This window comes from Taibaiella koreensis (assembly GCF_003545715.1).
Classification (GTDB): Bacteria; Bacteroidota; Bacteroidia; order Chitinophagales; family Chitinophagaceae; genus Taibaiella; species Taibaiella koreensis.
Genome location: NZ_QVNU01000003.1, coordinates 709,482 through 721,302, shown reverse-complemented (window position 1 = coordinate 721,302; position 11,821 = coordinate 709,482). Strand labels below are relative to the sequence as shown.

11 protein-coding genes are annotated in these 11,821 nt (G+C 51.4%); 8 read left to right on the top strand and 3 right to left on the bottom strand.

Annotation, left to right across the window (positions count from 1 at the left end; genetic code table 11):
- Positions 1-4: 4 nt before the first annotated feature.
- The gene (gene yihA / locus DZK30_RS13060; RefSeq protein WP_118974559.1) at positions 5-652 is read left to right on the top strand and encodes a ribosome biogenesis GTP-binding protein YihA/YsxC; all 648 of its coding nucleotides are present in this window, start codon (positions 5-7) and stop codon (positions 650-652) included.
- A gap of 139 nt (positions 653-791) precedes the next feature.
- Here the strand turns inward: yihA and DZK30_RS13055 are convergent, their stop codons facing one another.
- Complete coding sequence (locus DZK30_RS13055; protein ID WP_118974558.1) at positions 792-2,681, bottom strand: DNA polymerase III subunit gamma/tau; 1,890 nt, start codon at positions 2,679-2,681, stop codon at positions 792-794.
- A 304-nt stretch (positions 2,682-2,985) separates the two neighbouring features.
- Here DZK30_RS13055 and DZK30_RS13050 point away from each other — a divergent pair, with 304 nt between their 5' ends.
- The 7 genes from DZK30_RS13050 (at position 2,986) to DZK30_RS13020 (ending at position 9,806) form a co-directional block, all read left to right on the top strand.
- Positions 2,986-3,660 carry a DUF2306 domain-containing protein gene (locus DZK30_RS13050; protein WP_162903064.1) on the top strand — a complete coding sequence of 225 codons (675 nt, stop codon included), beginning with the start codon at positions 2,986-2,988 and terminating at the stop codon, positions 3,658-3,660.
- A complete protein-coding gene (locus DZK30_RS13045) occupies positions 3,657-4,619 on the top strand; it encodes a WD40/YVTN/BNR-like repeat-containing protein (protein WP_118974556.1) in 963 nt (320 codons plus the stop codon). Before DZK30_RS13050 ends, DZK30_RS13045 begins: the two co-directional genes overlap by 4 nt.
- Before the next feature lie 295 nt (positions 4,620-4,914).
- Entirely contained in the window at positions 4,915-5,493 is a 579-nt protein-coding gene (locus DZK30_RS13040; RefSeq protein ID WP_118974555.1) for an RNA polymerase sigma factor, read from the top strand.
- A complete protein-coding gene (locus DZK30_RS13035; RefSeq protein WP_118974554.1) occupies positions 5,480-6,703 on the top strand; it encodes a hypothetical protein in 1,224 nt (407 codons plus the stop codon). Before DZK30_RS13040 ends, DZK30_RS13035 begins: the two co-directional genes overlap by 14 nt.
- 223 nt (positions 6,704-6,926) lie before the next feature.
- A complete protein-coding gene (lysS, locus tag DZK30_RS13030) occupies positions 6,927-8,450 on the top strand; it encodes a lysine--tRNA ligase (protein ID WP_118974553.1) in 1,524 nt (507 codons plus the stop codon).
- 18 nt (positions 8,451-8,468) lie between these two features.
- Positions 8,469-8,837: a glyoxalase superfamily protein gene (locus DZK30_RS13025; protein WP_118974552.1), complete on the top strand. Its 369-nt coding sequence runs from the start codon at positions 8,469-8,471 to the stop codon at positions 8,835-8,837.
- A 15-nt stretch (positions 8,838-8,852) separates the two neighbouring features.
- Entirely contained in the window at positions 8,853-9,806 is a 954-nt protein-coding gene (locus tag DZK30_RS13020; RefSeq protein ID WP_162903063.1) for a hypothetical protein, read from the top strand.
- Between the two features lie 91 nt (positions 9,807-9,897).
- Here DZK30_RS13020 and DZK30_RS13015 read toward each other — a convergent pair whose 3' ends face one another.
- Complete coding sequence (locus DZK30_RS13015; protein ID WP_162903062.1) at positions 9,898-10,611, bottom strand: hypothetical protein; 714 nt, start codon at positions 10,609-10,611, stop codon at positions 9,898-9,900.
- A gap of 102 nt (positions 10,612-10,713) precedes the next feature.
- Positions 10,714-11,781, bottom strand: a complete 1,068-nt coding sequence (locus tag DZK30_RS13010; RefSeq protein ID WP_118974549.1) for a T9SS type A sorting domain-containing protein — start codon at positions 11,779-11,781, stop codon at positions 10,714-10,716.
- Between the last annotated feature and the right edge of the window lie 40 nt (positions 11,782-11,821).

Below are 11,821 nucleotides of genomic sequence, written 5' to 3'. Positions count from 1 at the left end.
AGATATGGAGATCCACAATGCCACTTACCTGGTCAGCAGCGCCAAAGTATCGCAATGCCCCCAGCCCGACAAGCCCGAATATGCTTTTATCGGGCGCTCCAACGTGGGCAAGTCGTCGCTGATCAATATGCTGACCAATAACGCCAAGCTGGCCAAGGTGTCGAAGACGCCCGGCAAGACCACACTGATCAACCATTTTCTGATCAATGGCGAACGTAATGCCGATACACCCTGGTACCTGGTCGATCTGCCCGGCTACGGCTTTGCCAAGCGTTCACAGTCACAGAGAGCGGCCTGGCAAAAAATGCTCGCCGATTATTTCCAGCAAAGGACCAATCTGCAAACCGTATTTGTGCTGATCGACAGCCGGCTGACACCTCAGAAGCTCGACCTCGAATTCCTGGCCCAGCTGGGCGAATGGGGCATCCCGTTCAATATTGCGTTTACCAAAGCCGATAAGAATACCCAGGCCGAGACGGCCCGTAATGTCAAGGCTTTTGTGAACCGCATGAAGGAAGAATGGGAATACATTCCCCGCACCTTCGTTACTTCGACAACAAAATTTATGGGGCGTAAAGATATGCTGGGCTATATTGAAGAATTGAATGCCGATTTCGATCCCAACGAGATCGCAGGTCCGCAGCCCTCATGATCATATTGTGTAAAACACTGCGATAGTTGTAGAGACATTGCATGCAACGTCTCTACAACTATGCCGGGTACAAAACGGCCGGTAAGGCCCGGTGTACCGGCCTCCACATTTCCGGCACGTCATGAATATCTGTAAAAAATTAAAAATCCACCTGCAGGTTCAAGCTCTCCCGCAATAAGCGCAGCGCAGGGTTTTGCGCCGCCATCATTTCATAAACCTCCAGCTTGGTCAGCACCCTTTCTTTAGGTTCTTCCTTCCTGGCCGAAGCATCCAGCTGTACCATCACCCTCAGATCGGAGATACGCGTCTTCTGCTTTCCGAAATCCATAAAGGTCTCCCGCTGGTTCTGGGCGTAGATCGCATTGATCTCCGACACGCATACCAACCGGAGTTCGCTGGCCGAGATGAAATTAATGCTCATCATATCGAGCTGAGCAGCAAGAGGGATTTGTTTCAACTCGTGACGGACATGGTTACGGAAGTCCTGGAATAGTTCTATCGCGCGTTCCTGGTTCAGCTCGACCTGTTCACCCAATGCTTCCTGCTGCTGTTCGCTCTCCTGCTGTATCTGCTGCAGAATGCCCATCCCCAGCTTGGGCCGTTTGGACTGCAAGGTAGGTGGCGGTATGGCGGCCGTCTTCTGTGCTGGGGGAGGAGGCATTCTTATTGCCTCCGGGGCAGGAGCAGGGGGCGGGGTATACGTGTTATGAGCCGGTGGCGCCTGCGCTATAGGCGGTGGTACTGCCATAGCCTGCGCAGGCGCAGGGGCCTGGTATATAGGCGGCGGCGCTGCAGACGCGGGGGGCGACATGGGAACCGGCGCAACTTGTTGTGCCAATGCCGGTGTGTCCACAGGCGGTACCGGAGCCGTTACCGGCTGCTCATCAGGTTTTTTTTTTAGATCGGAACCATTCAGTTCCGCCGTATCAAGCACATCGTTCAGGTAGCATAGCCGTATGAGGCAAAGCTCCAGGTGCAACCGTTTGTTGAGCGCTGTGCGAAAGCCCAACTCAGCTTCATTAAGCAGGCTGAGGCCCGAAAGGATATAGCCGGAGGGGATCATCTGCGCTTTTTCGAAGTAGAGGCGGCGATGATCTTCCGGTACATCCAGCAGCTGGGCCATCCGCACATCTTTGCTCAGCAGCAGGTTGCGGAAATGCTCGGCAAAGCCATTAAGGATCACGTCGCCTTCGAAACCACGCTGGAGGATATTGTCCAGCAGCAGCAGGGCCCCGCCAACGTCTTTACTCAGCAGGATATCACCCAGCTTAAAGTAGACATCGGCATCCAGGATATTGAGGTGCTCAACCGTTTGCGCATAGGTCAGCTGGCCATTGGTAAAGCCGGCAATGCGGTCCATCATGGACAGCGCATCGCGCATACAGCCTTCGCTCTTCTGGGCGATAATGTGCAGGGCGTTATTTTGCGCAACCACATTTTCTTTGGCGCAGATGCCGGCCAGGTGCCCTACGATATCTTCGGTCTGTATCCGCTTGAAATCGAATATCTGGCAACGGGAAAGTATGGTAGGTAATATCTTGTGCTTTTCGGTGGTGGCCAGGATAAAGATCGCATAGGGAGGCGGCTCTTCCAGCGTCTTCAGAAAAGCGTTGAAGGCCGCGGTGCTGAGCATGTGCACCTCATCGATAATGTAGATCTTGTATTTGCCGTGCTGTGGGGCATAGCGCACCTGCTCGGTAAGCGAGCGTATATCGTCGACCGAGTTGTTGCTCGCGGCATCCAACTCGAAGATATTGAAAGAAGTATTGTCCTGGAAAGAAAGACAGGTGCTGCATTCGCCGCAGGCTTCCATATCCGGGGTTGGATTCTCGCAATTGATGGTGCGGGCCAGGATACGGGCGCAGGTAGTCTTTCCCACCCCGCGCGGCCCGCAGAACAGGTAGGCATGGGCCAGGTGCTGGGTGCGGATGGCGTTTTTAAGCGTGGTGGTAATGTGTTGCTGTCCCACTACCGTATCGAAGGTCTGGGGGCGGTACTTACGCGCTGACACAATATACTGTTCCGACATGGCTGCAAGTTCTGCAATTTGGGGCAGATGGCAAAACGAATCGATCTGGCCCCCTGTTTGAAAACTATTAGCCGATAAACATATCGTTTGAAAGATTTTCTTATACATTAAGAATAACTAAAAAAGTTATTAAAGCAGCTCAATAGAAATCAGGATTGTCTTAAGAGCGATCCGGGCTATGAGCACGCAATTAAACGCTCAAAAATTATCGGTAAACTCCGGCTGTGTCTATGTAAAATACCCCACGAGTAGGGGGTATTTTTGCTTTCCTGCTCTTCCACATGAAATTGGTAGCTTTGTTTTAATGAGCGACAACTACACTCCGACGACCGGCGCCAAGATCTTCCGCTCGATCTTCTGGTTTCTTTTCGTGATCCTAGCTGTTATCGTTGGGCTTTACCCCGTTTTGTATTTTTTCTCCAGCCTGCAGCAATCTTTTTTATCCCTCAAGGATCGGGCCCTGCTCACCAACCCGCTTTGGCATATCAGCTTTTATACGCATATCATCACCGGTGGCCTGGCCCTGCTTTGCGGCTGGGTTCAGTTTTCCGGTGCATGGCGCAGGAAATACCCGGCTTTCCACCGCGGCATGGGCTGGTTCTATACGCTGCTGGCCTTACCTGCAGCCGCGTCGGGAATCGGATTGGCGGGTGTGGCTACGGGTGGCGCCGTGAGCCGCTATGGATTTGCTCTCCTGGGTATATTTTGGCTTGCCGTTACTTATATGGCTTTATATTATGCGCAGAATAACCGAATTTTACGGCACCGCCAAATGGCCTTGTACAGCTATGCCGCCTGTTTTGCCGCGGTAACCCTGCGGTGCTGGCTGCAATTGTTCCTGCACCTGGCCATGGATTTTATCCTGGCCTACCGCATCGTAGCCTGGCTATGTTGGACACCCAACGTTGTGGTGGCTTTTGTATTAAACCGGAAAGCCAACAGCGCTTTCGCCCGTAAAAATGAAGCTGAAGACCTATGAAGTATGATTTCCGCATTCTTTTGCTGCTATGCCTTCTTTTCTCCTCCTGCAAGAAGGATCGCATAAAACCAACAGACACACAGCAACTTACGACTCATACAGAGGACGACCTCAACCACATACTGTTTCTTAATGATACCCTGGGCTTTATAGCCGGCGGGGAAAAATATTTTTCCTCGGTGCTGCTGCGTACCACCGATGGCGGTCTTAGCTGGCAGCCGTTTACCTTCACCGGCGACGACAGCAAAGCCGTATACGGACTGGCGACCAATGGCAGAAATGTGTACGGCGTAGGGTACAGCGGCAAAATATACGTCTACAACGATACGAGCACCGATTGGCGGCGCATTCAAAGCCCCAACCTGGAATGGCTTCAGCAAATCGTTTTTGCGGACGCCGACAACGGTTTTATTGTTTCGGGAGAGGGGTATCGCGCCGGTCGCTTGTACCGCATGGACCCTGCTGCGCATCTGACGCTTATCGACACTTTTGAATTCCAGCTGGAGGATATTCTGTTTGCCAATGGCCAAACCGGCTATACCTGTGGCTACGGCGCGGTGCTCAAAACGGCAAATGGCGGCAACTCCTGGGCGCTACAGGACATTCACGGCGATTTTTTCAGGAGCATCGCCTGCGTAGGACCCGACCAGGTGTGGGTCGTGGGCTATAACGGGACCATTGTTCATACAGCCGACGGGGGTGGTCACTGGGAAAAGCAGCGTAACGGCGACAATCCCCTCCTGAAAAAGTATCGCCTGAGGGCCGTATGTTTCAAAGACAGCCAGACAGGATATGCGGCAGGTGACAAAGGCTTGCTGCTGAAAACCACCGATGGCGGCAAACATTGGTCTGAATTTGAACGTTTTACAGAAAATGATATTAAATGTATGGCACTCAGACCCGATGGCAGCTTATGGCTGGCCGGGGCCGGTGGCATACTCTTTCATATTAAGGATTAGCACCCAAGTTTTTTAGCGGAAATGACGTCTTAATGGATACAGCCTATTGTTTGATTCGCATTAAATTCTGCCCTGGTAAACGAATACTGCCCCCGGTACCGTTATTAGCTGGAAGGCTGCCGTAGTATCGCCAACACAGCGGGCTGGTACAAGGATACGGAGCAATTCAGACAAAAACGATACCAGGAAGACAGCGAAGGAGGAACAGCACGGAAACAAGGAACAGCATTAAGACAGACATTGACGGAGTGATCCGCGACCCGAAAAACAGGACTATAGAACAGCGCAGAACTACATGCCGGAATATACTGAGCAGGATATTATAGAAGGCTGCAGGCGAAACGATCGTTCGCTTCAGGAACATCTGTACAAAAAATATTACAGCTTGTTCCTGAAATTGTGTGCCCGGTACGCAAAGGATATGCATGATGCGGAGCAATTGTTGCAAGACGGCTTTTTGAAGATATTCAACCACATGAACGATTACAGTGGCAAAGGCTCATTTGAAGGTTGGATGCGCCGGATCGTGGTCAATACCTGCCTGGACTATTTGAAGAGCAAGTACCTGAAGAATGCTATGCAGCTGCATTTTCCCAACGAGATCAGCGACTCGGCAACCTTCAGCATCAACAATAACGCGCTGGACAAAATAGCGATGAAAGACCTGCTGGGCATTATACAAACCCTGCCCCCTATGAGCCGGACCGTCTTCAATCTTTTTGTGTTTGAAGGATACAGCCATAAGGAGATCGGTAAAATACTGGAAATGAGCGAAGGCACTTCGCAATGGCATGTGAACAATGCCCGCAAGACCCTTCAACAAAAAATTAAAGCCAATCAGTTGACAGAAATAAAGCATTATGAGCAAAAATGAATTTGATGAATTGCTCTTAAAGAAACTTCGGGACGAAGAATTAGAGTATAACCCGGCACATTGGGACAGGCTGGCCCAATTGCTGTCGCCTACGCTTACCCCGCCTTCGGCCGGTAAACGTAAAAAGCAATGGCTGATCGCCACCGGTATTGCTGCAGCCATTTCCCTGGTGTTGGGAACGGTATTTACGATACAGTTGCCGGACAGCCCGGACGAAAAGCCCGCAATGCCATCGGTAGCACAGCAACAGCCCCGGCCGGCGACGGAGACTACAGCTCCGGAAACCAATACGGCAGCCCCGGCGATCAAGCCAGGATTGCCTGCCACCCCGGCTGCGGACAAACCGGCCAGGACCAATGACCGGAACCTGGCACAGGATGAGCACGAGGTGCTACCCGATCCCAATTTCCATTCACCCATACCTACGGTGCCTGTTCCCGATAACGATCCCAAGGTCAGGGAGCAGATCGCCGTTGCAAAAGAGCCAGAGACACCATCCCCTTTAAAAGAAAAGACAACAGGCAATCCGTTCCGCAACCCGGCGGTAAATACCAGCAAGGCTAAAGAAGAACCGACCTATACCTATCATGCCGACCCTGCCATAGCCATGAACGGCTTCTCCAAACGGGAAAGGAAAACCAGCATTTCCCTGGGCGGCGGCGTCAACTACGGCAACCTCAATACCGGTTATACCGCCGGGGTAAGTGTAAGGCATAAGATCGCCGGCAAGCTCTTTGTCGACGGTACGGTGGCAATGATGTACAACAACAACGCCAACAATGTAGTAGCTAATAACGGCCCTTCCATGGGAGATAACGGCAAAATGGCCGCCCGGCCTACCGCCTTCAACAATGAAACATCACTGGCTTCACCCGCGCTGAACCCGATACAGAAGCTTTACTACGTGCAGCTCAATCCTTCCATAGGCTACCAGGTAGAGAAGCATGTGGCACTGAGCTTCGGCGGCGACTTCCAGCGCATGCTGAACCAGAGCGACGAGATCGTGCAGCCCGAGAATATGGGTTCCAAGGTATTCCCGAATATGGATGTGGGCCTTACCGCCAAAAGCGAATTTTCCATTACACCCAATATACAGGCAGGCCTTATGTTCCGCGAAGGCATCAATAACCTGCTGCGCAACGATAATGCCAAATACGTCAACCGGCGCTATGTACAGGTACAATTCAAGTACAACATACCGGTGAACTGAGCAGGAGGAAAAGCGGTCTCCGGCCATAATGTTTGCAATACATCATCCGGCTTACCTTCCTCAATTATGCTTAGGCGCTTGCTTTCCGGGCAGGCGCCTTTTCTTTGACGCTTAGCCGTAAAGGTACCCTACCCCCTCCCGCGCATTTTTTCCGGGGCCGTGTATATCGCTTTATTATTATGTACTTTTGCAGCCGATTTTAAAACCTTTTTTAACAACTGATATGCAGACTACACTTAGCGAACAGGAAATTGTACGCAGAGAGAAACTTTCAAGGCTACAGGAAGCGGGCGTCGACGCCTACCCTGCAGCGCTCTACCCGGTATCCCACTACTCGGCCGATATCAAGGCCGGATTTACTGAAGAGCAAAAGGAAGCATTCAGCAAGGTATGCGTGGCCGGAAGAATTGTAAGCAACCTTGATAAAGGAAAAGTTTTTTTCATTAAGATACAGGACAGCAAAGGCATTATACAGCTTTACGTAAAACGGGATGACCTTTGTCCCGGCGAGGATAAATCTTTTTGGGATAACGTAGTGAAGCACGGGCTCGATCTCGGCGATTTTATCGGCGTTACGGGGTTCGTTTTCATCACTAAAACAGGCGAGACATCGATCCATGCCGAGACCCTCACCTTGCTGGCCAAGTCGCTGAAACCCTTACCTGTGGTAAAGCGCGACAACGAAGGCAATGTATTTGATGCGATCACCGACCCGGAGTTCCGTTACCGCCAGCGTTATGCCGATCTTATCGTGACCGAAGGAGTGAAAGAGACTTTTGTGAAGATCACGAAGATGAAAAATGCGATCCGTGAATTTCTGAACCACCATGGCGCGCTGGAAGTAGACACACCGGTGCTGCAAAGCATTCCCGGCGGTGCTGCTGCCAGGCCCTTTGTAACGCACCACAACGCGCTGGACATACCGCTGTACCTGCGCATTGCCAACGAGCTTTACCTGAAACGCCTTATCGTAGGCGGCTTCGACTGGGTATACGAGTTCAGCCGTAATTTCAGGAACGAGGGTATGGATCGCACTCATAACCCCGAGTTTACAGTATTGGAATTCTACGTGGCCTATAAAGATTATTACTGGATGATGGAGACCACGGAGCAAATGCTGGAAAAAGTGGCCTTTGCAACCAATGATACCGCCATCGTTAAAGTAGGCGACAAGGAGATCAATTTCAAAGCGCCTTATGCGCGCGTCAGCATCTATGACGCGATTAAGGAACATACCGGTTTCGACGTCAGCAATATGGATGAGGAAGGGCTCCGCGATGTTTGCCGGCAGCTTAATATATCTGTGGCGCCCAGCATGGGACGGGGCAAGCTTATCGATGAGCTTTTTGGTGAAAAATGTGAAGCACACTATATCCAGCCTACTTTCATTATTGACTACCCGGTAGAGATGAGTCCGCTGACCAAGAAGCACCGCAGCAAAGAAGGCCTGGTAGAGCGGTTTGAGCTGATGGTGAATGGCAAGGAAATTGCCAATGCCTACTCGGAGCTGAACGATCCCATCGACCAGCGTCAGCGCTTCGAAGACCAGCTGACCCTGATGGAACGCGGTGACGACGAAGCTATGTTCATCGATCACGATTTCCTGCGGGCACTGGAATACGGCATGCCGCCCACTGCGGGCATCGGCTTCGGTATCGACCGCCTGGCAATGCTGCTTACCGGACAACCTTCCATACAGGATGTATTGTTCTTTCCTCAGATGCGGCCGGAAAAAGTCATCGCTTAACCAGTATCAAACGAATACATGTCATCCATCAGACCCGTACTGCGCATCTTCGACATTGCCAAGGCGCTCGAATTTTATGTCGGCTGGCTGGGCTTTACCCTAGACTGGGAACACCGGTTTGAGCCCAACACGCCGGTGTACATGCAGGTCTCGATGGATGACCTTGTTTTTCACCTCAGCGAGCACTATGGCGACGCCTGTCCGGGTGCGAAGGTTTATATCGAATACAGCGGCGACCTTGCCGCTTACCAGCAACTGCTCCTCGATAAACAATACCGTTACTACAGTCCGGGGCTGGAAGACGCGCCCTGGGGTGGAAAAACGATGGAGCTCATCGATCCCTTCGGGAACAAACTATTGTTTGCCGCTCCGGAAAAATCATCCTAAACCCCGAACCCGTTTATGCTACGATCCTATATTTGCGTTCTCCTGTTGCTCTTCGCTTGTTCCGGCATCCCGGCGACAGCCCAGAACCAATACCAGCTCAAGGGCTTTATGGGCGTACAGGGTGGCGAGTCCTTTACCTACAAGCTCACGCTTAAGGATTCGGTCCGAAACCTGCTCAGCGGCTATGGCTATACATACCTGGACGAGCAGCATGACGTGAAAGCCTATGTAACCGCAGAAGTAGACATTTACCGGAAAACCGTGCTGCTGAAAGAGACCAGGATCGTCTACAACCATAATTTCAAAAGCAATGCGCTGATATGCCTGATAGAAGCGTTATTGGTCTATAACGACAAAGAAAAAACGCTCTCCGGCCCTTTGAATACCATGACAGCCGGGCAAGGCGCCGATTGCAGCCGTGGCAGCATTACGTTCACCATACCGGCGGAGATCGACCATATTTTCCATCCCGAAGCCACGACCGCTGCCGCAAAGGATACCGTTGTCGCAACAACCCGGCCGGCCGCTTCGCTCCCGAAGCCAAAGCCCAAAGTCATCTATGATACGGTGCGTAAGGCCCGGCCGGCACCTGTAGCAACAAATAGCAAGCCCGCCACACCCAAGCTTCCCGACAATATTACAGAGGGCAAAGACAAGACCCTCTACTGGCAATCCGACCTGGTAGTCCTGGACATATGGGACGGCAATAACGAGGACAATGACCGTGTCAGGATACTGTTCAACGGGACCGAGGTGCTGAAAGATCATGTACTCACCAAACAGAAGAAACGGATCGAATTACCCATCGGCGGCAATGAGCTGAACATCATCAGCATCACAGCGCTGAACGAAGGCGGTGATCCGCCCAATACCGCCAACCTGCTGCTGAGCGATGGCAGTACGCAATACGAAGTGATCGCCCATAATACCATAGGTAAAAGCGCGCTGATCAAGATCCGCAAAAAATAAACAGTGAACCTATAAATGTATAAAGACTGCCTCACAGAGAGACAGCCTTTACCTATACCCCATTCTGACCCTTTCTTCTGTATACGTGCTTTTATAAGCCGAACTTATAAATAACCCCTGCCGTCAAGGTGCTGAAAGCATCATTGTGCTGGTTGGCCGCCACAGTAGGGACGTATCCGTCAACTTCATCAGACAAGCACAAACCAGCCCGGAAATTGAGGTTCAGAAGGAGCAGATTCTTTTTTTGCCGGGCTATGGGGATATTGAGACCCAGCTCAAGTGGTATGTACAAATTACTATTCTTATAATCGTTCATCGCGCCATATTCCCGCAGCGGCATGGGATTGGCCTTGCCATTGTTGTGCAGGTAACCCAGGCCGCTACCGATGTAAAAGCTCGAAAGTACTTTTAGTACCTTATCTCCGCCGGGATTATCGGCCAGGGCAGCGGGAAATAAACGGAACGACAGGCACAACGTGGTAATGCGGGATTTGAATCCTGTTTGCGCCGCTTCCGCATCGGCAGGCTTACCCCCCTTCAGCCAGCCCATTTGTGCATCCAGGCTGATCTCAAGAAAAGACAGTGAGAAATAATGGAGGCCGGCCCTGAATACCGGTGACGGAATCGTATTGGTCCAGGAAAAATCGGTATGACTGAATGTATAGCCACCGCCAATGGAAATGCCCAGATGTTCTGTTACGGGCTCCGTTTGGCCATGAGTCCTTTCGGGGGACAAGTATGCAAGGCCTATGCCCAGCAATACACCCCGCGACAATGTCCGGAATGAAAAAGATGAGAATAACATAGGTTGAGGGTTTAAAGGAGAAGCAAATGCAAAGGATAGCAAAGGCTGCCCCCGCTCGTTCCGGAGGACAGCCTTATGCAGCATACATCATAAGCAGCAGGATTATTTCTTGATCAGCTTGGTGGTAAAGATCACTTTATCGCTGTTGGTGATCTGCAATTGATAGATCCCATTAGCCAGCGAAGAAATGTTCATACCCTCCATACTGTTTTCCAGCGTTCTTTCCAGTACTTTCTGACCGACAGCATTATACACCAGGGCTTTACCTTTATCGCTAAGTCCTTTGATGTAGATAATGCCATTGCTGGGATTGGGATAAACGGATATGCCGTCAACCAGACAGTCGAGCTTGGCACTTTCCACCTTAGACAACGCAGACTTTTTATCGATATCTACCTGGCGTATGCGGTAAATGTTGTGCCCTTGCAGGGGTTGCTCGTCGATATAGGAATAGCGCTTCAGCTCCGCACTGTTACCGGCGCCTTTCACCGTACCGATCATGGTGAATTTGTTGCCGTCGCCGCTGCGTTCTACCTCGAAATGATCATTGTTCTTTTCCATGGCTGTCTCCCAGATCAGTTCCACCGAGCAGCTTTCCTTTTTGGCCACGGTGAACGAGGTGAATAGCACCGGCAAGGGATTGTTGGCTACCGAAACTGTCCCCTGGGCCGAATTGCTTCCCGCCACGGGGATAGGCGTTGTATGAAAAGGCCCCGTGCCCTGGATAAAAGCAACGTATGTCCTGTTGGTAAAAGCTGCCGTGGTTTTTACCGGGATGTGGAATACAGCTGTGCTATTCCCATTGGTCGGCGGAAAGAACCCATAGCCAACGTCTGCTGTATTGGACAGGACGGCATTCTGCGGATCGATAATCGTGTAGCTCCAGCCTGTAGGTGGCGTATAGGCATCAAAAGTCATTCCCACAGGCAGCACAGCTTTGATCTCCAGGCTGCCCGCCGGCAGCGCCGGCGCAGAAGCATTGCCGAAGGTAAGGTCAAAAGTGCCGGGTACAACAAAGCCGGTATAGTTACCTGCATTGAAGAAAGCCGCTGTTCCCGAAAGCCCTCCCGTAAGCGACGAGGTGATGGGCTGGGCCTTGCTTTCGAATGCAAGCAAGCCGGCCGCCAACACCATATGGGAGGCTAAGATGGTTTTGAATATGTTTTTCATAGGAATTTTTTTTTGGGATAAAAACGGGTCATGTTTTCTG